A 21,885-nucleotide genomic window follows, 5' to 3' on the forward strand; every position below is an offset into this window, starting at 1 on the left:
CGCCGAGCGGCGGCCGGGCGGCCCGATGTGGCGAAGCCCACCTTCCTGACCGATCGGTCAGCGCCTGACCGATCGGTCAGGCATGCTGGACGGCATGGCCCGAGCCACCCCCGAGACCCACGCCGAGATCCTCGCGGCGGCGACGCGGCAGTTCGCCGCGACCGGGTACAAGGGCACCTCGTTGCAGGACATCGCCCGCGAGGTCGGCATCTCCAAGGCGAGCGTGCTCTACCACTTCGCCAGCAAGGAAGCCCTGCTCACCGAGCTGATGGCCCCGGGGCTGGTGGCCCTGCACGAGCTGGACGACGCCCTCGTCGGGCTGACCGGGGCGGACGCGCAGCGCGTCGCCGGCGAGGGCTTCGTGGACCTGGCGGTGCGCTTCCGACGCAAGATCGCCCTGCTCCGTGGGGAGTTCCCCGAGCTGCTCCGGCAGCCGGCCTTCGCGGACGTGCAGCGGATCTCCGACCGGCTGATCGTGGCGCTGGCCGGCCACTCGACCCGCCCGGCGGCCCGGATCGCGGCGCTGGTCGTCCTCGCCGGGATCGCCGAGACGTGCGGCGAGTTCGGCGACGTCGCCGACGGTGAGCTGCGCGACGCCCTGCTCGGTTTGGTCCGGCGGGCGCTGGAAACCCCTGGACCGACTCCACCACCGCCCCACTCCCCAATCACCGAGGAAGACATCTGATGGCGACCCTGTTGTACCGGCTCGGCCGGGCCTCGCTACGCCGTCGACGGCTCGTCGCCGTCGTCTGGCTCGTCGTACTCGTCGGCCTCGGTCTCGCCGCGGCGACGCTGCGCGGCCCGACGGCCAGCAACTTCACCATGCCCGGCACCGAGTCCCAGCAGGCGATCGACCTGTTGGCCGAGCGGTTCCCGGAGGCCAGCGGGGCCACCGGCACCATCGCGCTGAAGGCCCCGGCGGATGGCCAACTGGCCACGCCGCAGGGGCAGGCCCTGGTCAAGCAGGTCACCCAGGAGGCGGCCACCCTGCCCGGCGTGGTCGGCGCGGTCGACCCGTACCAGGCCCGGTCGATCTCCCCGAACGGCCGGTACGCGCTGATCCAGGTGCAGTTCGCCGGCCGCGCCGACGACGTCACCGACGACCAGCGCGACGCGTACGAGAAGGTGGGCGCGCAGGCCGAGCAGCAGGGCTGGCAGGTCGCCCCGGGCGGCGAGGTGCTCAACGGCGAGCCGGAGATCGGCTCGACCGAGGCGCTGGGCGTCCTGGTGGCGGCGATCGTCCTGGTGATCACGTTCGGCTCGCTCGTCGCCGCCGGGATGACCATGCTCAACGCGCTGATCGGCGTCGGCGTCGGCATGGCCGGCCTCTTCGCGCTCAGCGGCACCATCGAGCTGACCAGCACCGCGCCGATCCTCGCCCTGATGCTCGGCCTGGCCGTCGGCATCGACTACTCGCTCTTCATCACCTCCCGCTACCGGCAGAACCTGCTGGAGCGGCACTCCCCCGAGGAGGCCATCGGCCGGGCAGTCGGCACGGCCGGCTCCGCGGTGGTCTTCGCCGGTGCCACGGTGGTCATCGCGCTGGCCGGCCTTGCGGTGGTGCAGATCCCGTTCCTGACCGTGATGGGTCTGGCCGCCGCCGGCACGGTGACCGTCGCCGTGCTGGTCGCGATCACCCTCGCCCCGGCCCTGCTCGGCTTCGCCGGCGCCAGGGTGCTCCCCCGCAAGCTGCGCAAGGCCGAGGCGGCGAACCCTGAGGCGGCCAGCGCGACCGACACCCCCGAGGCGGCGGCCGCCGCCGAGGACCGCAGCGGCTTCGGCTTCCGCTGGGCCCGCCTGGTGACCCGGCTGCGGGTGCCGGTGATCCTGGTCGCGCTGATCGGCCTGGGCCTGCTCGCGCTGCCCGCCCCCGACATGCGGCTGGCCCTGCCGGACCCCAGCACCGCCGCGGCCGGCTCGCCGGCCCGGGTGAACAGCGACCTGGTCCGGGAGGGCTTCGGGCCGGGCTTCACCGGCCGCCTCGCGCTGGTCGTCACGTCCGACTCGCCGCAGGCCACCGGGGCCGCCGCCGGGCAGGTCGCCCAGCAGGTCCAGCAGCTGCCCGGCGTGCTCGCCGTGGCCCCGCCGCAGACCGACGCCAGCGGGCGGACCGCGCTGCTCGGGGTCATCCCCAAGAGCGGGCCGACCGACAAGGCCACCGAGGATCTGGTGCAGGACATCCGCCGGCAGGCCGCCGACGTCACCGGCGCGGAGGTGCTGCTGACCGGCGCGACCGCCATCGGCATCGACGTGTCGGAGAAGCTCTCCGACGCCCTCCCGGTCTACCTGCTGCTGGTCGTCGGCCTGTCGATCCTGCTGCTGATGCTGGTGTTCCGGTCGATCCTGGTGCCGGTCAAGGCGGCGCTGGGCTTCCTGCTCACCGTCGCGGCGACGTTCGGCATCACCGTCGCGATCTTCCAGCAGGGGCACCTGGCCGACCTGGTCGGCCTGGACAGCCCGGGCCCGCTGGTCAGCTTCCTGCCGATCCTGCTCATCGGCATCCTCTTCGGCCTGGCCATGGACTACGAGGTCTTCCTGGTCTCCCGGATGCGGGAGGACTTCGTGCACGGCGACACCGCGCAGCAGGCCACCGTCAACGGGATGGGGCACGGCGCGCGGGTGGTCACCGCCGCCGCGCTGATCATGATGTCGGTCTTCGGCGGCTTCGTCTTCCTCGAAGACCCGATCATCAAGTCGATGGGCTTCGCGCTGGCGATCGGCGTCGCCGTCGACGCCTTCGTGGTCCGGATGACCATCGTCCCGGCGGTGATGTCGCTGCTCGGCAGGTCGGCGTGGTGGCTGCCCCGCTGGCTCGACAAGATCCTGCCGAACGTGGACATCGAGGGCGAGGGGCTGCGCGCCCACCTCGCCGACAAGAAGCCAGCCTGACCGACCCGGCCTTCGCCGGCCCCGTCCGCCACATCGGCGGGCGGGGCCCCGCCGCATCACACCCCCGCCGGGTACGTCTCCAGCTCGCCGGACGTGCGCAGCGCCGGCAGCGGGTGCACGGCGGTCGTGTCGTCGCACCAGACGAAGGCGTCGTAGCGCTCGCCGAGCCGGGTCGGCACGTAGTTGCCCCAGGACTCGAAGCTCGGGTCGTACACCACGCCGATCGCCCGGTGGGCGCGCTCCTCGCCGACCCAGCCGGGCTGGTCCGGGCCGCCGAAGACCAGCACCGCCCGCTGCGGCATCAGCTCGTGCAGCAGCCGCTCCACCGACCCGGACCGGGCCGGCGGCACCGCCAGCTCCCGCGCCGACGACCCCCAGCTCGGCGCGGCGATGGTCGCGCCCCGGTAGCCGCCGAAGCCGATCAGCACCACGTCGTGCGCCCCGTGCCGCTCCCGCGCGAGCTGGCCGATGTTGACCATCCCGTCGGCCGCCATCTCGGTGGCCCGCGCGTCGCCGACGTGGGTGTTGTGTGCCCAGACGACGCCCCGCGCCTGCGGGCCGTGGAAGGCCAGCAGCCGGTCCAGGGTGTCGGCCATGTGGGTGTCGCGCACGTTCCACGACTGGGGGCCGCCGGCCACCATCGCCCGGTAGTAGCGCTCCGCGCCGGCCACCACCTCCGCGTTCTGCACCGCCGAGAGGCCGTCCGGGCCGTCCGAGGCGGCGCGTTCGCGGGTACGCGCCAGCATCCGCACCACCTCCTCCTCGCAGCGGGCGGAGACGAAGCGGCTGGCCGACGCGTACTCCTCGACCCGCCGCCCGTACGGCTCGAAGCAGCGGTACGCCTCCTGCGCGGCCTCCAACGCGGCCGGCTCCTCCTCGCCCAGGTAGTCGAAGATCGCCTGCATGGACTCCCAGAGGCTGTAGACGTCCAGCCCGTGGAAGCCGGTCCGCTGCGCGGGCGGCCGGTCCAGGTTCCACGCCCGCAGCCACCGGCAGAAGCGGGCCACCTCGACGTTCGCCCACATCCACGTCGGCCAGCGCACGAACCGTTCCAGGGCGGCCTGCGGATCGGCGAGGCCGCCGGGGGCGGCGACGACCGAGCGGTGCACCCGCTCGCAGTCCGGCCAGTCCCCCTCGACCGCGACGAAGGAGAAGCCCCGCTCGGCGATGAGCCGCCGGGTGAGCTGTTCACGCAGCCGGTAGTAGTCGTGGGTGCCGTGCGTCGCCTCGCCGATCATGACGATCCGAGCGTCGCCGATCCGTTCCAGCACCGGATCGAAGTCGCTCGGCGTGCCGAGCCGCTGTACCCGCATGTCCGCGGCTACCCGACCCCCGCCGGGACAAACGGACCGGGACCGGGGCGACCGGAACCCACATGGCCGGCGGCGCAGCGGGTAGTCGGCGGACATGACGAGCGGTGCCGAGGAGTTGCGGGAGTACCTGGCCGGGCTCCACTACCCGGTCTCCCGCGCCGACCTGGTCCGCTGGGGTCAGGAGAACGGCGTCAGCACGGAGACGTTGCAGCTGTTGCATGCGCTGCCGGCGGAGTCGTTCGACTCCCCCGCCGAGCTGACCGAGGCCCTCGGCAGCATGGCCTGAGGCCGCCCCGGCTCCCGGCCGGCCCCTGGGCAGCAGGCCCGACCCTCGGCCGACCGCGTCAGGGGGCCAGCTCGACGGTGCGGGCCTCGGCGCGGGCGGTCTCGGCGGCGGCGAGGACGGCCACCACCTCCCGGCCGAAGCGGACGTCGCAGTGGTGGTCGCGGGTGCCGGCGTCGACCTCCTCGACGAGCTGGTCGATCGCGGTCGCCAACGCGGTCACCGGGCTGCCGTCGCCGGGCGGGGCCTGGGTGACGCCGTTCTCCCCGAAGAAGACGAAGTCGCGGGTGACCGCCTCGGGCGGCGCGTCCAAAGTCAGCGACACGGTGCTGGTCGCCCCGCCGTCGTGGGTGAGCAGCAGGTGGACCAGGCCGCTCGGGCCGTCGGCGGCGGCGACCCGGCTCACCCGGCCGAGCACCGGCACGATGATCGACAGGGCGTGCGGGCCGATGTCCCACAGCGCGCCCCGGTCCCGCCGCCACTGCGACCCGCCGTACGGGTTGCCGGGCTGGAAGATCGACGCGAACATCGTCGCGCGGGCGTGCTGCCAGCCCCCGGTCGCGGCGGTCGCGGCGAGGAAGCCGGTCACGTTCGGGTGGAACCGCTGCGTGAAGAAGACCACCGAGGCGACGCCGGAGGAGCCGGCGGCGGCGACCACCCGGTCGGCGCCGGCGAGGTCGAGCGCCAGCGGCTTGTCCAGCAGCAGGTGCCGGCCCGCCGTCGCGGCCCGCACGGCGATGTCGGCCTGCACGTCCGGGGGGAGCGCCACGGCGACCGCGTCGCAGGCGTCGAGCAGCGCGTCGACCTCGGTGAAGACGGGCACCCCGTGCCGCCGGGCCAACTCCGCCGCCCGGTCGGGGTTGCGGCCCCAGACCCCGGCCAGCTCGGCGTCGGGATGGGCGTCGATCGCCGCCGCGTGGGTCTGGGTCGCCCAGTGGCCGGTGCCGAACAAGCCGAACCGCAGCACGTTGACTCCCACTGTCGTCGTCGGCCCCGGCGTCTCCGGTGCCCGTGATCCACGCTAGTCGCCCGGCCCGCCCGGCAGGGGCAGCGGGCCCCCGACGCCCCGGCCGCCGCCACGCTGACCGGGGCGAAGGCGCGCACCACGGGGATCAGTAGGCTGTCCCGGTGACCGTGACTGCGACCCCGGTGCCGTCGATGACCAGCCTCGCTGCCGCCGGCTCGCCGGTGGACGGGGTGCTTGCGACGGCGACGATCGTGCTGTCGCTGGCACTCGCGGTGTGGGCGCTGGTGGCCTCGGTGCGCGACCGGCCGCCGGACCGGGTGCAGTTCGCCGGCCTGGCCGTGTTGGAGCTGGGCCTGCTCGCGCTCACGGCGCTCGGGCTGGTCGCCCTCGGCGGCGGCGAGCGGCCGGGCGAGCCGGGGGCGTTCTTCGGCTACCTGGTGACGCTGGTCTGCCTGCCGGCGCTGGCCTGGGTGCTGGCCCGGATGGAGCCGACCCGCTGGGGTTCGGCGATCATCTGCGCGGTCTGCCTGGTCACCCCCGTCGTGGTGGTCCGGCTCCAGCAGACCTGGGAGGCAGTCGGTGGTTGAGACGCAGACCCGCAAGCCGGTCACCAACAGCGGGCCGGGTCGGCTGCTGATCGCGGTGTACCTGATCTTCGCCATCGCCGCGACCTCCCGGGCGGGGTTGCAGATCGCCACGAAGTTCGACGAGGCACCGGTGGCGTACCTGCTCTCGGCGCTGGCCGCGCTGATCTACATCGTGGCCGCCGTGGGGCTGGCCCGCGCCGGTCACGCCGGCCGGCGGGTGGCGCTGGCCTGCTGCTCGGTGGAGCTGGTCGGGGTCCTCGGCGTCGGCGCGCTGAGCCTGGCCGACCCCGAGCTCTTCCCCGACGAGACCGTCTGGTCGGGCTTCGGCAACGGGTACGGCTACGTCCCGCTGGTGCTGCCGGTGCTCGGCCTGCTCTGGCTCTGGCGCACCCGCGCCCGCACGCCCTGACGCCCGGCCGAGGCTCGCTGCGGTCGGCGGCGCAGTTCGAGGACGTACGCCGCGGTGAGCGCCACGCCACGGTCGTCGTCGCCGGCCAGCTCCGCGAGGGCGGCCGTCGCCGTCTCGCCGGGGATCTCCGCGAGGGCCTGGGCCAGCCGCCGACGTACGGCAGCCTGGTCGCCGCCCGGGGCGAGGCGGTCGACGAGCCCGGCGGCGATCCGCTCCGCCGACGCGGGATCGCCCGCCAGCACGCTCAGCGCGTCGCCCGCCTCCACGTCGTTCGCCCCCGCCACGATCATGTCGATGAGCGTCGGGACCGCGTCGGCCCCGCCACGGGCCCCGAGCGCCAGCGCGGCGCACCGCCGGACCACCGGGTCGGGGCTGGCCAGGGCGGCGCGCAGCGGCCCGGTCGCCGCACCGTCCGGCAGCTCGGCGAGGGACTGCACGGCCCGCTTGCGCACCTCGGCGACCGGTGAGCCCAGGCCCTCCGCCAGCAGGGCCGCCCCGCCGTCGTCGTCGCTGGCGCGCGCCAACGCCCAGCGCAGGGCGCCGGCGACGTGCGGGCTCGTCTCGGTCAGCGCCGCCTCGACCAGGGCCGCCACCGGCAGCGGCACGTCCTGGGTCGAGGTCAGCGCCGCGCGCTGGCGCCGCCCGGCGCTCTCCGAGCCCAGCCCCTGCAGGAGCGCCACGACCTGGAGGACGTCGCCCCAGTCGGTGGGTTCGGCGGCACCGATCCGACTCAGCCGGGTGAGCAGCTCCGTCTCGGCCGCGATGCGTTCCCGGGTCCGGCGGATCAGGTCGTCGACGAGCGCCGACGGGGTGAAGCCGGGATCGTCCAGCGCCCGGCCGACCTCGCGCAGCGACAGCCCCAGCGACCGCAGGCTCTCGATGTGGAAGATCCGCCGGATGTCCTCGCCGGAGTATTCGCGGTAGCCGCCCTCGGTGCGCCCCGTCGGCCGCACCAGGCCGAGCGCGTCGTAGTGCCGGAGCATCCGGGCGCTGACCCCGGACCGCCGCGCCACCTCACCGATCAGCACCGTTGCTCACCCCTGCGGGTCGAGCGCGCCGAGCGAGCCGAGGGCGACGATGCGCTGCGCCTGCTCGATCGAGGCGTCGAACCCGGCGTCCGGGTCGCGCAGCAGCCGCTCCGTGGCGGCGGCGTGCCGACGTACCTGCGGGTCGGGGCTCGCCGTGGCGGCGTCCAGGAGCGGCACGACCGGCTCGCCGAGCGCGACCAGCGCCCGGCTGAGGCTCAACTGCGTCTCCCGCTCGCCGCGCCCGAGCTGCGTGGCCAGCACCTCGGCCAACCCGAGTTCTTCACCCTCGGGTACGAGCGCCACCGCCGCCCGCCAGGCGGTGCGCGCCACCTCGTCGTCGGCGTCGGTCAGCAGTTCCCGGGTGATCGCCGGCCAGGCCCGCCGGTCCCCGATCTTGGACAGCGTGTGCAACGCCTGGCTCCGGGCCTGCGTACGCTCCGCGCGCAGCTCGGCGATCAGCTTCGGGACCGTCAGCGACGGCTCGTGGCGCAGGAGCGCCCAGGTGAGCATCTCGCGCACCTGGAAGTCGGGCTCGACTGCGCAGCGCTCGACGAGCGGGTCGACGCACCTCGGGTCCGGGGCCGTGCCGATCGCCAGCGCGGCCCGCAGCCGCACCGACGGGTCGTCGCTCGCCAGCCCGCGCAGGGCGCGCAGCGCTTCCGTGTCCTGATTCGGCCCGGTCACCGGCACCACCTCCGCACCACAGTCAAGACCTTGTCACCGTGGCAATGTCAAGCGGAACCGCAGACCAGACGGCCAGCTGAGGCGAGCAGGCCTCCGCGCCAGCCCGTGATCGGTTCTCCATATAGGCCTATTCCGTTCCGAACGGAATCTGCGGATTTCCCGAACCGTGCGATGGGGGCGAGCTTGGTGGCGACGCGTTCGACCTGGACGGTGTAGGTCGGCGCGGTCTAGGTGATCACCGGCCCAACTCGCCGCGCAGCTCGGTCAGCGAAATCGGGGTGTCGCCGTCGTCGATGCGGGCCAGGGCTTCGCGGGCAGCGTCGACGTCTGCGGCGTCCTCGGCGCGTTCGATCGCTTCTGCCAGGTCTGCGGGGACGATGGCACCTCCATACCAGCTCATTACGCCGGTACTGCGTTGTATCGATCGAGCGTCGCCTTGGACGTCGAAGCCTCTTGGAAGGTCAGTTCCCACGGCCCCGTGTTGACGTCCATGTCCTTGCCGAAGCCCACCCATTTTCCGGCCAGCCGTCGACCGGTGGGCTCGGCCAGCAACTGGACCGCCCCGTGGTAGCGGGCACCCCGGTAGTAGCCGCCGGGGTCGGTCTGCTCCACCCAGGTACCGGTGACAACCGCGCCGTCCAAGGTGAGGTCCAGCGACAGCGACGATGTCGCCGAACCGGGCAGGCTGCGCGCGGTCAGCCGGTCACCGTGCTGAAGCACGACCACGAAGTGCTGCCCGGCGAAGGACTCCCCCCGGCCGCTGGAGTGGTACTGGTAACGGCTGAGCCAGACGCCCTCGTACGACCTGTGGCCCGTCGCCGGCTTGGCGGTCGGTGCCGGGGTGGCCAGGCTGGACAACGGTGAGGTCAGGTCGTGGCCGTCGCCCTGGTCGCTGACGACGTGGCTGTCCGGCACGGAGGCGAAGCCGAGCAGCGAGATGGGTAGGCCGGTGACGACCTCCAGCGCACGGGCGTAGAGAGGGCGCGGCGCGGCTGTCGCGCCGGACTCCCACCGCTGCACGAGTCTCTTGTTGGCGTCGTTGGGCTCGCCGACCCGGTGGCCGACGGCTTGCAGGGCACGTGCGAAGTCGTCCTGACTCATGCGCATCCCGGTGCGAACGGCGCGGAGGGCGGTGTTCGGAGCGGTCATGCCCGTCACGGTAGCGCCATGTCGCCGAAATGTCGCCGGATATGTGACCGGATTGTCGTGGCCCGTGTCGTCGCGGTGGGCGACGTCCCGACGTCATGGTTACAGGACGACGAGTCTCGTCGGCTCGAACCGGTACAGCAACCGAGTTCACCACCATGGCACTAACCGATGGAGGCGCGATGCGGCGTCATGACGACGAACCGGCGGCGTGCCGGAGCGAGCAGGCTCAGGCTGCGGAGCGAGAGGCCGCGAAGCTGCGCATTCTGGCGCTGGCTGAGGCGGAGCGGATACCGGTGGAGGAGACGACCCGGGCGGTGCCGGAACGGCGGTGGCGGCGTGGGCAGCGATGAACTCCTGCCCATCGGGCGGCGAGTGGCGTACTGGCGGGGGCGGCGGAAGCTGTCGCAGCAGGTGTTCGCCGATCGCCTGGGGAAGTCGAAGAGCTGGGTGGACAAGGTTGAGCGGGGCGTCCGATCCCTCGACAAGGTGTCGACCCTCCAGAACATTGCCGCCGTCCTACGTATCGACACGGCCGTGCTGTTCAACGGGGACACCCGGTCCGCCGAGGCGACCGCACGGGCCGTAGGCGTCGAGCGCATCCGAGCGGCGCTGTCCCGCTACGAGACAGCAATGCAAAGACCGGCGGGCCACCGCCCGGTGCTCCCCCCTGGACGGCTGATTCCTCAGGTAGCGCACGCCTGGACGGCCTTCCGGCACGCCCGTTACGAGCAAGTGATCGATCTGCTGCCCGACCTGCTGGGGGACGCGGAGCGCACCCACGCCGTTGGCCCTGAGGCGGGTCGAGTGCCGCTGGTAGAGGCGTATCGGATCACCGCCGCGCTGCTGGTCAAGCTCGGTGATGCCGACCTCGCCTGGTTGGCCGCCGACCGGGCGATGATCGCTGCGGCTGCTGACCGCGTGCTGGTTGCCGCCGCAGCGATGCAGCTTGGTCAGGCCTTACGCGCCTGCGGGTGGGCGCGGACGGCCAAGTCGGCGATGCTCGCCGCCGCATACCGCATCGCTCCGCCGGTGATTGAGTTCGGCCTCCCCCCGGAGCTGTCCCTGTGCGGGACGCTGCTCGTGCAGGCAGCGTTGGCCGCCGCCCGACTCGGGGACGGCGCGGCGATGGCCGAGCTCATCGATGAGGCTGCCGAACTGGCAGCCCGGGTCGGTGAGGGCCACGACCATTACCGCACCGGATTCGGGCCGGCCGCTGTGGACCTCGCCCGTTGCGTCGCGGCGGCCGAACTGGGCGACGTGTGGGAGGCGGTGGCCCAGCACAAGCAGGTCACCCAGCAGGACGGCTGGCGATGGCTGCCCCCCGAGCATCGGGCCGCCCATCTGATCGACGCCGCCCGCGCCTATCTGCACACCGACGACCCGGCCAACGCCGGGCGGCTCCTGGTCGAGGTCGATTGCACCGCCCCGGCCGAGATCCGCCATCGGCCAATGGCCCGGGACCTGCTGGTTCAGGTCGTCCGCGACCCGCGTGCCCCGGCCGCGGCCGTCCGCCTCGCCATCGCGCTGGGAGTGGGCTGAACGATGACCGGTCCGCAACTGTCCCTGGCGCAGATCCGCAACCGACTGGTCCTCACCGCCCGCACGATCCTCCGCCGGCACCTGCCGGGAAGCGACGGGCGCTGCCTGGCCTGCCGGATCCCGGACTGCCGGATAGCGATCGCCGCCCGCGATGTCCTCGACTCCGCCGAGAAGGTACGGCAGGGTCGCGCGCCGACCCCGCCCGACTCGAACGACCCGCAGGATTAGGGGTCATTCCGGCGGTTCGGCGGGCCGGCCCGCCGCTGGCTCGGAACCAGGCGGCGGGCCGACGCGGTTCAGTCCTTCGGGCCGCCGGCGACGTAGACGACCTGGCCGGAGACGAAGGATGCGCCCTCGCTGACCAGGAACGCGATGGTGTGCGCGACGTCCTCCGGGCGGCCGACGCGGCGCACCGGGATCTCCGACTCGGCGTGCTTCTGCAGCGCCTCGAAGTCGACCTTCATCCGGGCGGCGGTCGCGGCGGTCATGTCGGTGACGATGAAGCCGGGCGCGACGGCGTTGACTGTCACCCCGAACGGGCCCAGCTCGATCGCCAGGGTCTTGGTGAAGCCCTGCATGCCCGCCTTCGCCGCCGCGTAGTTGGCCTGGCCCCGGTTGCCCAGCGCGGAGGTGCTGGAGAGGTTGACGATCCGGCCCCACTTCCGCTCGACCATGTGCTTCTGGGTGGCCTGGCTGAACAGGAACGCCCCGCGCAGGTGCACGCCCAGCACCGTGTCCCAGTCGGCGTCGGTCATCTTGAACAGCAGGTTGTCGCGGAGCACCCCGGCGTTGTTGACCAGCACGGTGGGGGCGCCCAGCTCGGCGGCGACCCGCTCGACGGCCGCCTCGACCTGGGGCCGGTCGGCCACGTCCGCGCCGACGCCGAGCGCCCGGCCGCCGGCCGCCACGATCGCGTCCACGGTGTCCTTGGTGGCCGACTCCTCGATGTCGACCACGGCGACCGCCAGGCCGTCGGCGGCGAGCCGGCAGGCGGTGGCCGCCCCGATCCCCCGTGCGGCCCCGGTGACGATCGCGACCCGCTGCTCCTCGGACATGCCCCTACCTCCCGGTAACTTACGGCGACCACCGGAGCCTACCCAACCGCTGGGTCAGAACGCGTCCCCGCGACGCAGCCGGATCCAGCGGTAGCCGTACCCGGCGAGCTTCAGCGAGTCGAGCTTGCCCACCTCGCCGTAGCCCCGGTCGGCGAGCACGTCGATCGGCATGTCCGCCTCACCGGCGAGCGTGCCGAGGTCGACCTCCACGTCCTCGGTGCCGAGGTTGTGCAGGAAGACCATCGTGCCCGTCGGCCCGTCGGCGCGGTGGGCGAGCACCCCGGCCGGCACGGGCACGTCGATGTGGGAGGTGGAGCCGGAGCCGATCTCCGGGGCCTCGCGCAGCGTCCGGATCATCCGCTCGAACCACGACAGCAGCGAGCGCGGGTCACCGCGCTGGGCGGTGACGTTGACCTTCTCGTACGAGAAGTCGCCGGAGTCGATCACCGGGCGGACCAGCTTCTCCGGTTCGGCCGTGGAGAAGCCGGCGTTCGGCTTGTACGACCACTGCATCGGGGTGCGGATCGCCTCCCGGCCGGGCAGCGACAGGTCCTCGCCCATGCCGATCTCCTCGCCGTAGCGCAGCACCGGCGTGCCGCGCAGCGAGAACTGCAACGCGTACGCCAGCTCGATGCGCCGCCGGTCGTTGCCGAGCATCGGGGCGAGCCGGCGGCGGATGCCCCGGTCGTAGATTCGCATGGTCTCTTCGGGGCCGAACTCGGCGTACACCTGGTTGCGCTGTTCGGTGGTGAGCCGGGACAGGTCGATCTCGTCGTGGTTGCGCAGGAAGGTGGCCCACTGCCCGCCGGTGGGCAGGGTGGGGGTGTCCCGCAGCGCCTCGATCACGGCCTCCGGGTCCCGGCGGGCCAGGGCGAGCATCAGCCGGCCGTTGAGCATGAAGTCGAAGAGCATGTGGATGCGGTTGCCGGAGCCGCTGCCGTCGCCGAAGAACTGCGGAAGCTGGTCGGGCTCCACGTTGGCCTCGGCCAGCAGGACCGCGTCGCCGCGTCGCCACTGCACGTGCTGGCGCAGCTCGGTGAGGTATTCGAAGTCCTTCGGCGAGTTGGGGTTGCCCGGCTCGGTCAGCTCGATGATGAACGGCACCGCGTCCATCCGGAACCCGGAGACGCCGAGCTGGAGCCAGAAGGAGACGATCTTCTTGACCTCGTCGCGCACCTTGGGGTTCGAGAAGTTCAGGTCGGGTTGGTACTTGTAGAAGCGGTGGTAGTACCAGGCCTTGGCGGTGCGGTCGTAGCTCCAGGTCTCGTCCTGCTCGCCGGGGAAGACCATGCCCTGGTGCCGGTCGTCGGGCTCGGTGTCGGACCAGATGAACCAGTCCCGGTACGGCGAGTCGGGCGAGGAGCGGGCCGACTGGAACCAGGGGTGCTGGTCCGAGGTGTGGTTCACCACCAGGTCGATGATCACCCGGATGCCCCGGTTCTGCGCCTGGTGCAGCAGCTCCGCGAAGTCGCCGAGGGTGCCGAAGCGGGGATCGACGTTGTAGAAGTCGGTGACGTCGTAGCCGTCGTCGAGGTTCGGCGACGGGTGGATGGGGTGCAGCCACAGGCAGGTCACCCCGAGCCGGGCCAGGTAGTCGAGCCGGCCGATCAGGCCCCGGATGTCACCCACCCCGTCGCCGTCGGAGTCCGCGTACGTGTCGATGTCGAGGCAGTACACGACGGCCTCGGAATACCACCTGTCACCCATGTCCGGCTAACTTCTCCGATCCGCTTCCTCGCCAAACGTGAGCCGGGCCCGTGTCGGAGGACGCAACCTGCCGCCGTCAGGTGTGAGTTCGGCGGACCGGGGTACCACCTTCCGATCCGCCGGAACACCCCTGACGGCACCCCGAGGAAGGATCCCGATGGCTGAGGCCCAGAACGTCGACCCGTCGCAGTTCACCGGCCTGACCGGGTGGGTGGCCAGCGTCATCGACACGCTGGGCCCGATCGGGGTGGCCGCTCTGGTGGCGTTGGAGAGCATCATCCCGCCGATCCCGAGCGAGATCGTGCTGGCGATGGCCGGCTACCTCTCCTCCGCCGGCCGGTTCAACGTGGTGCTGATCGTCGTCGCCGCGACCGTCGGCTCGCTGGTCGGCGCGCTGGTGCTCTACTGGCTGGGCGCCGCCGTCGGCGAGCAGCGGCTGAAGCGGTGGCTGGACCACATCCCCCTGGTCGACTCGGAGGACCTGGAGAAGGCCGACCGCTGGTTCGAGCGGCACGGCCGGTGGGCGGTGCTGATCGGCCGGATGGTGCCGGTGGTGCGCAGCCTGGTCTCGGTGCCCGCCGGGGCGGACCGGATGCCGCTGGGCGAGTTCGTCCTGCTGACCACGCTGGGCAGCGCGGTGTGGAACGCGCTGATCGTCGGCGCCGGCTTCGCGCTCGGGTCGCGCTGGCAGGAGGTCGACAAGTACAGCGACTGGTTCAACTACGCCATCTTCGCGATCTTCGGCATCATGATCGTGAGCTGGGTGGTGAAGAAGGTGCGCCGCCGCCGCGCGCGGCGCGACCGGCAGTCCGTGACCGCCGGCCGCTGACCGCGCGCGTGGTGCGGCAGGTCGCCCGGTAGGTGGTGCGGCAGGTCGCTCAGTAACGGGCGGTGATGCTGGTGAACTCCCAGGTGTTCTGGGCGATGCCGGAGCAGTTCGCCACCACTCCCCCGCCGGGGCACGGCCGGTCGCGGTTGACGGCCCAGAAGGTGAACCGGGACAGGCTGCGGGCCTTCGCCCAGTCGCGGAGCTGCGTCCAGGTCGCCGCCGTGGTCAGCTCCTGCTGGTCGGAGAGGCCGTTCATGCCGGAGATGCCCATGTGCGCGTACGCGGTGGCGTCGGACCAGCCGAAGGCGTTCTTCAGCGCGGTCTTCAACCCCTCGGCGGCGTTGACGGTGCTCTGGTACATGTTCGCGCCGCCGCCGAAGTCGAACGGCATGATCGTGAACGTGTCGATGTTCGCCCCGAGCGCCGCGGCCTGATTGATCAGCCGGGTGCCGTAGTACGACGGCCCGGTGGTCGAGGTGCCGAAGGTGACGATGGTCTTGATCCCCGGGTTGTTCTGCTTGACGATCTTCAGCGCGCCGAGGATGCGGTCCTGCACCACCTCGTTCTCGAACTCGTCGCTGTTCTCGATGTCGATGTCGATGGCCTTCAGCCCGTACGCGTTGATCACCTGCTGGTAGGCGGCGGCCAGGGCGCTGGCCGAGGCGCAGTTCGGGCCGAGCTTGTTGCCGCTCCACCCGCCGAAGGAGGGGATGACGTCGCCGCCGGCCGCCCGGATCGCGGCGATGGTGGCGGCGTGCGCGCCGCCGGTGAGCGGGCCGCTGCCGTCCCAGGCCGGGGTGCAGCCGCCGCCGGAGAGGACGAACGCGATGGTGAACCACTTGACCCCGGTCGCGCTCATCACGGTCGACGGCGCGGGCGGGTCACCCCAGCCGGGGTAGAGGTAGGGCGCGGCGGCCATCGCACCGGTCCCGCCGGAACAGCCGGTGGTGGTGGCGGCCACGGCGGACGACTTCGCCGACTCCCCCGCCGAGTTGTACGCGGTGACGGTGTAGCTGTGCGAGGAGCAGGAGCCCAGCCCGGAGATCGTGGTGGCGGTGCCGGTGACGGTGGCCTTCACGGTGCTGCCCTCGTACACCCGGTAGCCGGTGACCCCGCTGACGGCGTTCCAGGCCAGCGAGACCGCCGAGGCGGTGGTGCCGGTGACCCGCAGCCCGCCCGGGGTGGCCGGGCCGGAGGGGTTGCCGCCGCCGGTGCAGGAGCCGCCGTTGACGGTGCAGTTGGTCGGGTCGCCGGTGCCGGCGACGACGAACCCGAACGAGGCGGTGCCGCCCGGGGCGAGGGTGCCGTTCCAGGACTTGTTGACGGCGGTGACGTGCTGGCCGGAGGTGGTCATCGTGGCGTCCCAGAACGATCCGAGCGAGCTGCCCGACGGCAGGTCGAACTGCACGTTCCAGGAGGCGATGCTGGCCGAGGTGTCATTGGTGACGGTGAACTTCGCCTCGTACCCGCTGCTCCAGCTGGAGGTGCGGACGAAGGCGGCGGTGGCGGCCGACGCGGGCGGCGGGGCCGCCACGGTGGCCGCGACCACGGCGGCGGCGAGCGCGACGGCGAACGTCGCCACGCGGGGGGTACGGAGTTTCACGGCGTCCTCCAGGGACCGGTGGTGGGGGTTGTTCCGCCCGAGGGGGTGGGCGGGGCCGCCGGCCGCGAGGGGGCGCGGGCCGGCGGTGGCGCGGGACGGTGCGACGGGCTATGACAGCGGCTCAGGGCAGGGTGGCCAGGTGGGGCTTGACGGTGCGGGCGAAGCCGTTGCCGTTGCTGACGTCCCAGTTGATCGACCAGGTCATCGCGCCCCGGATGCCCGGATAGGTGCGCGGCGGGCGGAAACTGCCGCAGTTGGTGCCCCGGGCCAGGCAGTCGAGGGCGGCGTTGACGACGCTCGGGGCGACGATCCCGCCGCCGGCCGCGCCCGCGCCGGCCGGCAGGCCGAGCCCGACCTGGTCGGGGCGCAGGCCGGCTTCGAGCTGGATGCAGGCGAGCGCGACGATGAAGTTCACCGTGCCCTGGGGGTACGCGGCGTTCTGGTCGCAGCCGAGCATCGCCCCCGAGTTGTAGAACTGGGTGTTGACCACGGTGAGGATGTCCCGGATGTCCAGGGCGAGCTTGAAGTAGCCGCCGGCCGGGGACTGCATGTCGATGGTCTGCGGGGCCATCGCGATGATCAGCGACGCGCCGACCTTCGCCCGCAGGGCGCGCAGCGCCTGGGCCAGGTACGTCGGGTTGAGCCCGTTCTCCAGGTCGATGTCGACGCCGTCGAAGCCGTACCGCTGGATCAGGGCGTACGCGGTGTCGGCGAACGCGGTGGCCGAGGCGGCGTCGTTCACCGCGACCCGGCCGGTCTCGCCGCCGACCGAGAGGATGACCTTCTTGCCGCGGGCGCGCAGCGTCCGCACGTCGGCGGTGAAGTCGGCGTCGGTGTAGCCGCCGAGCGATGCCGAGAGGCCGGGGTCGATGCCGAAGGTGACCGCGCCGGGGGTGGCGGTGGCCTCGGCGAAGGCGACGGCGACGACGTCGTACTCGGCGGGGACGTCGCGCAGCCGCAGCTCGACGGCGGGGTTGTCGAAGTTGTGCCAGTAGCCGGTGAGCAGGTGCTTCGGCAGGCCGGTGGGCGGCGGGGGCGTGCTGGTCGGCGGGGGCGGGCTGGTCGGCGGGGTGGTCGGGGGCGGAGTGGTCGGGGGCGCGGTGGTGGTCGGCACCGGGGTGGTCGGGGTGGGGCCGCCGCCGCAGGGCGCCCCGTTGAGCAGGCAGTTGGCCGGGTTGCCGGAGCCGACGACCAGGAAGCCGAACGACACCGACGCGCCGGGGGCCACGCTGCCGTTCCAGGACCGGTTGGTGAAGGCGTACCGCTGGCCGGAGTTGATGAGCAGCGCGTCCCAGTAGTTGCCGATGGTGGTGCCGGCGGGCAGGTCGAAGGCGACGGTCCAGCCGGAGAGCGTGGCGCTGCCGCCGTTGGTGATCGTGTACTTCCCCTCCCAGCCGGTGCCCCAGTCGGCGGTCTTGACGAAGGTGGCGGTGGCACCGGCGGCGAAGGCCGGCAGCGCCGCCCAGGCCGCCCCGACGGTCGCGGCCAGCGCCGTCACCAGGGCCAGAACAACGGATCGGGGACGTTTCATGCCACCCTCCAGGCCCGGACGGGCATCTATGGACATCAAAGTGTCCGCTTATTATTAGGACTGTTAACTGTTTTTGTCCAGGGGTTGCCCCGGCCCGGCCCGCCGACCCGTCAGCCTGCGGCCGGGGCGATCCCGTCAGCCCACGGCCGGGGCGGGGGCCTGCGGCCGGCGCAGGACCGCCTGTTCCAGCGCGGTCCACGCGGTGGTCGCCAGCAGGTAGAGCACCCCCGCCAGCGGCACGACCACCGCCACCGCCACCGTCAGGTACGGCAGCAGCGGGATCAGCCGGCCCAGGACGGCCGCCCCCGGCCCCTCGGTCGGCGTACCGGCGACGGTGCCGGCGGCCGCCGCCGCGCGCCGCGCCCGCCGCGACGACCACCAGGCCAGCGCCAGCAGCGCCGCGAGGAGCACCCCGAACAGCGGCCCGGCCGCCCCGCCCAGGCCGTCGGAGACGTGCCAGCCCAGCGGCACCCCGGCCAACCGCTCGTCGAGCAGCCCGGTCCCGCCGTCGGCGGTACTGAAGAGCCGGTACATGACCAGGAAGAACGGGGCCTGCAGCAGCGCCGGCAGGCAGCCCGCGACCGGGTTCGCCCCGGCGGCCCGGTAGAGCCCGAAGACCTCGCTCTGCAACCGGGCCGGGTCGTCGGCGTACCGGCGTTGCAGGTCGCGGACCTGGGGGGCGAGGGCCGCGCGACGCCGCTCACCGCGGACCTGGACCAGGGTGAGCGGGGAGATCGCCAGCCGGACGGCGACGGTGAACAGGACGATGGCGGCGGCCGTGGCGGCCCCGCCGGTCAGCGGGTGCAGCGTGTCGGCGAGCCAGGTGACGGCGGTGGCGGCGACGGTGACCGCGCCGTGCAGCGGTGCGAAGGCGAGCATGGTTGGTTGACCCCTTGGTCCGATCCCGGAGGTCCGGCCGGCGGCCCGGTGGGCGAACGCGCGGCGGGACGGATGACGACGGAACCGGCCGGGTGGCGGTGACGCGGCGAGCCTTCCGCCCACCGGTGACGCGGCGAGCCCTGCCCACCGGTGCGGGGGCGTGAGCCGCCCGCTCGCACCTGGCCCTCGCCCGGCGCAAGCCGGCGGGCCAGGGGTCGCTACCCGGCCGAGGGGGCCGCGCCCGGCGCGCGGGGTCGGGGGCGGCCGGCGGCATCCGGATCCGCCTGCCGGCAGACGCCGCGCCGACGGGCGCGTTCGCGCAGGCCGACACCGCGCCGCGCGGCGCGGGCCGGCGGGCCGGCGGCGGCACCGGGGGTGGCGGCCAGCAGCACCGTGAGCAGCACGACGGCGGCCACCGCCGCCCCGGCCAGCAGGTCGGTCGGGCGGTCCGTGAGCACGGCGAAGTGGGTGAGCGCGTACGCCCACATCCCCGTCAACACCGCCGGCAACCCCGCCACGCGGCCAGCCTAGAACCCGCCGTCCACCCCCGGGCCGGCTTCGTCGGCCATCCCCGCCGGGTCTCTTCGTCGACGCCCGGCGGAGGTCTGGGACACGCGCGTCGCTGGGGAGTTTTCCGACCCCGATGTCATGGGTACATGCCGGACAATCTCGTTCGCGGCGCGACGCCGCGGGCCGGCACGCGACGGACGGTGGGGGCGATGAGCAGTTCAGTGGCGCAACGGGAACCGGACTCGGCCTCGGCCGGCACCGACCTGCTCACCGTGGGCGTCGAGGAGGAGTTCCTGCTCGTCGACCCGCACACCGGCGCCGCCGTGCCCGCCGTGGACCTGGTCATGGAGCAGGTGCCCGCCGAGCTGCGCGGGCAGGTGGAGCGCGAGTTCCAGACCAGTCAGATCGAGATCGGCAGCCCACCCGGGCTCGAACTGTCCTCGATCCGGCACTCCCTCGGGGTGCTGCGCCGGGCGCTCTCCGAGGCCGCCGAGCGGGCCGGGGTGCGGGTGCTGGCCATCGGCACCGGCCCCGTCGACGGCCCGGTGCCGCCGGTGACCGACAAGCCCCGCTTCGACCGCATGATCGAACGGTTCCGGCTGCTGGTGCCCGGCCCCGGCAACAACGGCATGCACGTGCACGTCGGGGTGCCGGACCCGGAGACCGGGGTGCAGGTGCTCAACCACGTCCGGCCCTGGCTGCCGCTGCTGCACGCGGTGACCGCGAACTCCCCGTTCTCGGCGGGCGAGGACACCGGCTACGCGAGCTGGCGCTCGGTGGAGTGGGAGCGCTGGCCGTCGGTGGCGCCGACGCCGTACCTGGAGTCGCACGAGCACTACGAGCGGCTGATCCGGCAGCTCATCTCCAGCGGCGTGATGCTGGACGAGGGGATGCTCTACTGGTACGCCCGGCTGTCGGCCAAGTACCCGACGGTGGAGCTGCGCATCGGTGACGTCTGCCCGTCGGTGGAAGACGCGGTGCTGGTCGCCGCCCTGGCCCGCGCCCTGGTCGCCACCGCCATCGCCGACGTCGCCGCCGGTCGGCCGGCCCTGCGCACCGACCACCACCTGCTGGTCGGCGCGCACTGGCGGGCCTCCCACGACGGGTTGGAGGGTGACGCCGTGGACGTGCTCGACGGCGAGGTGCGCCCCGCGTGGGAGCTGCTGGACCGGCTCGTCGAACGGCTCGGGCCGCAGTTGGAGCGGCACGGCGACCTGGCCGAGGTGACCGACCTGCTGGGCGGGCTGCGCCGGCACGGCTCCGGGGCGGCCCGGCAGCGGGCGGTCTTCGCGCGCACCGGGAGCCTGGTGGACGTGGTGCGGGACGTGGCCCGGCAGACCCGTGGCTGAGCATGCGGGCAGCCCCGTGGCGGAGCGTGCCCGTCGGGTGGGGGCGCGGCGGCCGGTCGGGTCCGCCGACGCACGCGGCGTGACAGGATGGTCCGCGTGACGCAACGGTTGGTCGTCATCGGCGGGGACGCCGCCGGCATGGCGGCTGCCTCCCAGGCCCGCCGCCGCCGCCGCGACCGCGCCGACCTGGAGATCGTGGCGTTCGAGCGGGGGCACTTCACGTCGTACTCGGCGTGCGGCATCCCGTACTGGATCAGCGGGGTGGTCCCGGAGCGCGACCAGCTCATCGCCCGCACCCCGGAGACCTTCCGCGACGACTTCGACATCGACGTCCGGCTGCGGCACGAGGTCACCGCGATCGACCTGGAGCGCCGCGAGGTCGTCGCCCGCGACCTGGAGGGCGGCGGCGAGCTCCGCGAGCGCTTCGACGACCTGGTGTACGCCGCCGGGGCGGTGCCGAAGAACCCCGACTGGGCCGACCCGGACGTGGGCGGCGTCTTCGGCGTGCAGACCCTCGACGACGGCGCGGCGCTGCGCGACTGGCTGGGCGCCGACCCGGAACCCCGCCGGGCCGTGGTGGTCGGCGGCGGCTACATCGGGGTGGAGATGGCCGAGGCGCTGGTCCAGCGGGGGCTCACGGTCACCCTCGTCGAGCAGGCCGACCAGCCGATGGCGACCGTCGACCCCGACATGGCCGTGCTGGTCGCGAAGGCGATGCGCGACCTGGGCATCGAGATCCGTACCGGCGTCGCCGTCACCGGCCTCGACCAGCGCGACGGCCGGGTGCGCGCGGTGCGCACCGCCGACGGGCCGGTGCCGGCCGACGTCGTGGTCCTGGGCCTGGGGGTACGCCCCAACACCGCCCTCGCCGAGGCCGCCGGCCTGCCGATCGGCCCCTCCGGCGGAATCCGGGTGGACCGGCGGATGCGGGTCGCCGGAGTGCCCGGGATCTGGGCGGCCGGCGACTGCGTGGAGACCCTGCACCGGGTCAGCGGAATGCCGGTGCACGTGCCGCTGGGCACCCACGCCAACAAGCAGGGCCGGGTCGCCGGAATCAACATCGGCGGCGGGTACGCGACCTTCCCCGGGGTGATCGGCACGGCGGTGACGAAGGTCTGCGAGCTGGAGGTGGGGCGCACCGGGCTGCGCGAGCGCGACGCCGCGGCAGCCGGGTTCGAGTTCGTCTCCGTGGTGGCCGAGTCGACCAACCGGGCCGGCTACTACCCGGGGGCACGACCGATGACCGTCAAGCTCATCGCCGAGCGGCCGGGCGGGCGGCTGCTCGGCGCGCAGATCGTCGGCTGGTCGGAGGCGGCGAAGCGGATCGACACCCTGGCCGTGGCGCTCTGGAACGGCATGACGGTGGACGAGATGACCTCCCTGGACCTGGGCTACGCCCCGCCGTACGCGCCGGTCTGGGACCCGGTGCTGATCGCCGCCCGCAAGGCCGTCGACGCCCTCGCTCTCTGATCCCCCGTCGAACAACGGGTGCGTTTCTTGTCGCTATGGCGACAAGAAACGCACCCGATCCTGTTTCAGGACCTTTGTTGCGCACCGGAGGCCGGTTCGGGGCG

At 73.3% G+C, this 21,885-nt stretch carries 22 protein-coding genes; 10 read left to right on the forward strand and 12 right to left on the reverse strand.

The features are described from left to right. Positions 1 to 94 precede the first annotated feature (94 nt). Both ACLQ2V_RS00270 and ACLQ2V_RS00275 read left to right on the forward strand, forming a co-directional pair. Positions 95 to 685, forward strand: coding sequence for a TetR/AcrR family transcriptional regulator (locus tag ACLQ2V_RS00270; protein ID WP_425716292.1), 591 nt, complete (start codon positions 95 to 97; stop codon positions 683 to 685). Next, the gene (locus ACLQ2V_RS00275; protein WP_425716293.1) at positions 685 to 2,889 is read left to right on the forward strand and encodes an MMPL family transporter; all 2,205 of its coding nucleotides are present in this window, start codon (positions 685 to 687) and stop codon (positions 2,887 to 2,889) included. Before ACLQ2V_RS00270 ends, ACLQ2V_RS00275 begins: the two co-directional genes overlap by 1 nt. A 56-nt stretch (positions 2,890 to 2,945) precedes the next feature. On the opposite strand, the gene ACLQ2V_RS00280 is transcribed toward ACLQ2V_RS00275, so the two are convergent. Beyond that, on the reverse strand, positions 2,946 to 4,202 hold the full coding sequence (locus ACLQ2V_RS00280) for an erythromycin esterase family protein (RefSeq protein WP_425716294.1): 1,257 nt from the start codon (positions 4,200 to 4,202) through the stop codon (positions 2,946 to 2,948). A gap of 94 nt (positions 4,203 to 4,296) precedes the next feature. Between ACLQ2V_RS00280 and ACLQ2V_RS00285 the strand changes: the two genes are divergently transcribed. Next, a complete protein-coding gene (locus ACLQ2V_RS00285) occupies positions 4,297 to 4,488 on the forward strand; it encodes a DUF2795 domain-containing protein (RefSeq protein WP_425716295.1) in 192 nt (63 codons plus the stop codon). A gap of 58 nt (positions 4,489 to 4,546) precedes the next feature. On the opposite strand, the gene ACLQ2V_RS00290 is transcribed toward ACLQ2V_RS00285, so the two are convergent. Then, on the reverse strand, positions 4,547 to 5,452 hold the full coding sequence (locus ACLQ2V_RS00290; protein WP_425716296.1) for a Gfo/Idh/MocA family protein: 906 nt from the start codon (positions 5,450 to 5,452) through the stop codon (positions 4,547 to 4,549). A 191-nt stretch (positions 5,453 to 5,643) separates the two neighbouring features. Between ACLQ2V_RS00290 and ACLQ2V_RS00295 the strand changes: the two genes are divergently transcribed. Together ACLQ2V_RS00295 and ACLQ2V_RS00300 are read left to right on the forward strand one after the other, a co-directional pair. After that, positions 5,644 to 6,039, forward strand: coding sequence for a hypothetical protein (locus ACLQ2V_RS00295; protein WP_425716958.1), 396 nt, complete (start codon positions 5,644 to 5,646; stop codon positions 6,037 to 6,039). Continuing rightward, positions 6,032 to 6,448, forward strand: coding sequence for a hypothetical protein (locus ACLQ2V_RS00300; protein WP_425716297.1), 417 nt, complete (start codon positions 6,032 to 6,034; stop codon positions 6,446 to 6,448). The genes ACLQ2V_RS00295 and ACLQ2V_RS00300 overlap by 8 nt, the downstream gene beginning before the upstream one ends. Here ACLQ2V_RS00300 and ACLQ2V_RS00305 read toward each other — a convergent pair. The 4 genes from ACLQ2V_RS00305 to ACLQ2V_RS00320 all read right to left on the reverse strand — a co-directional run bounded on the left by ACLQ2V_RS00305 (position 6,379) and on the right by ACLQ2V_RS00320 (position 9,318). Next, entirely contained in the window at positions 6,379 to 7,476 is a 1,098-nt protein-coding gene (locus tag ACLQ2V_RS00305) for a HEAT repeat domain-containing protein (protein WP_425716298.1), read from the reverse strand. The two genes, ACLQ2V_RS00300 and ACLQ2V_RS00305, sit on opposite strands and share 70 nt — an antisense overlap. A 6-nt stretch (positions 7,477 to 7,482) precedes the next feature. Then, on the reverse strand, positions 7,483 to 8,160 hold the full coding sequence (locus ACLQ2V_RS00310; protein WP_425716299.1) for a HEAT repeat domain-containing protein: 678 nt from the start codon (positions 8,158 to 8,160) through the stop codon (positions 7,483 to 7,485). 235 nt (positions 8,161 to 8,395) lie between these two features. Then, complete coding sequence (locus ACLQ2V_RS00315; RefSeq protein ID WP_425716300.1) at positions 8,396 to 8,560, reverse strand: hypothetical protein; 165 nt, start codon at positions 8,558 to 8,560, stop codon at positions 8,396 to 8,398. Beyond that, positions 8,560 to 9,318 (reverse strand): helix-turn-helix domain-containing protein, encoded by a 759-nt coding sequence (locus ACLQ2V_RS00320; protein WP_425716301.1) that lies wholly within the window; start codon positions 9,316 to 9,318, stop codon positions 8,560 to 8,562. Before ACLQ2V_RS00320 ends, ACLQ2V_RS00315 begins: the two co-directional genes overlap by 1 nt. 327 nt (positions 9,319 to 9,645) lie before the next feature. On the opposite strand from ACLQ2V_RS00320, the gene ACLQ2V_RS00325 reads away from it, so the two are divergent. Together ACLQ2V_RS00325 and ACLQ2V_RS00330 are read left to right on the forward strand one after the other, a co-directional pair. Then, a complete protein-coding gene (locus ACLQ2V_RS00325; protein WP_425716302.1) occupies positions 9,646 to 10,848 on the forward strand; it encodes a helix-turn-helix domain-containing protein in 1,203 nt (400 codons plus the stop codon). Between the two features lie 3 nt (positions 10,849 to 10,851). Further along, positions 10,852 to 11,076, forward strand: a complete 225-nt coding sequence (locus ACLQ2V_RS00330; protein ID WP_425716303.1) for a hypothetical protein — start codon at positions 10,852 to 10,854, stop codon at positions 11,074 to 11,076. A gap of 68 nt (positions 11,077 to 11,144) precedes the next feature. Here ACLQ2V_RS00330 and fabG read toward each other — a convergent pair whose 3' ends face one another. Both fabG and ACLQ2V_RS00340 read right to left on the reverse strand, forming a co-directional pair. After that, on the reverse strand, positions 11,145 to 11,903 hold the full coding sequence (fabG, locus tag ACLQ2V_RS00335; RefSeq protein ID WP_425716304.1) for a 3-oxoacyl-ACP reductase FabG: 759 nt from the start codon (positions 11,901 to 11,903) through the stop codon (positions 11,145 to 11,147). Positions 11,904 to 11,957: 54 nt separating this feature from the next. Beyond that, positions 11,958 to 13,610: an alpha-amylase family protein gene (locus ACLQ2V_RS00340; protein WP_425716305.1), complete on the reverse strand. Its 1,653-nt coding sequence runs from the start codon at positions 13,608 to 13,610 to the stop codon at positions 11,958 to 11,960. 157 nt (positions 13,611 to 13,767) lie between these two features. Here ACLQ2V_RS00340 and ACLQ2V_RS00345 point away from each other — a divergent pair, with 157 nt between their 5' ends. Continuing rightward, positions 13,768 to 14,439, forward strand: coding sequence for a DedA family protein (locus ACLQ2V_RS00345; protein WP_425716306.1), 672 nt, complete (start codon positions 13,768 to 13,770; stop codon positions 14,437 to 14,439). 49 nt (positions 14,440 to 14,488) lie between these two features. Here the strand turns inward: ACLQ2V_RS00345 and ACLQ2V_RS00350 are convergent, their stop codons facing one another. From ACLQ2V_RS00350 to ACLQ2V_RS00365, 4 genes are all read right to left on the reverse strand, one after another. Beyond that, positions 14,489 to 16,042: a cellulose binding domain-containing protein gene (locus ACLQ2V_RS00350; RefSeq protein ID WP_425716307.1), complete on the reverse strand. Its 1,554-nt coding sequence runs from the start codon at positions 16,040 to 16,042 to the stop codon at positions 14,489 to 14,491. Between the two features lie 121 nt (positions 16,043 to 16,163). Next, the gene (locus ACLQ2V_RS00355) at positions 16,164 to 17,573 is read right to left on the reverse strand and encodes a chitinase (protein ID WP_425716308.1); all 1,410 of its coding nucleotides are present in this window, start codon (positions 17,571 to 17,573) and stop codon (positions 16,164 to 16,166) included. 135 nt (positions 17,574 to 17,708) lie between these two features. Then, positions 17,709 to 18,452 carry a membrane protein insertase YidC gene (gene yidC, locus ACLQ2V_RS00360; RefSeq protein ID WP_425716309.1) on the reverse strand — a complete coding sequence of 248 codons (744 nt, stop codon included), beginning with the start codon at positions 18,450 to 18,452 and terminating at the stop codon, positions 17,709 to 17,711. Positions 18,453 to 18,670: 218 nt separating this feature from the next. Continuing rightward, a complete protein-coding gene (locus ACLQ2V_RS00365; RefSeq protein WP_425716310.1) occupies positions 18,671 to 18,970 on the reverse strand; it encodes a DUF6412 domain-containing protein in 300 nt (99 codons plus the stop codon). A gap of 201 nt (positions 18,971 to 19,171) precedes the next feature. Between ACLQ2V_RS00365 and ACLQ2V_RS00370 the strand changes: the two genes are divergently transcribed. Further along, a complete protein-coding gene (locus tag ACLQ2V_RS00370; RefSeq protein ID WP_425716311.1) occupies positions 19,172 to 20,311 on the forward strand; it encodes a carboxylate-amine ligase in 1,140 nt (379 codons plus the stop codon). Between the two features lie 96 nt (positions 20,312 to 20,407). Next, positions 20,408 to 21,781, forward strand: coding sequence for an FAD-dependent oxidoreductase (locus tag ACLQ2V_RS00375; RefSeq protein ID WP_425716312.1), 1,374 nt, complete (start codon positions 20,408 to 20,410; stop codon positions 21,779 to 21,781). Positions 21,782 to 21,885 lie beyond the last annotated feature (104 nt).

Origin of the sequence: Micromonospora sp. DT233 (assembly GCF_049841815.1) — a bacterium.
Taxonomy (GTDB): domain Bacteria; phylum Actinomycetota; class Actinomycetes; order Mycobacteriales; family Micromonosporaceae; genus Micromonospora.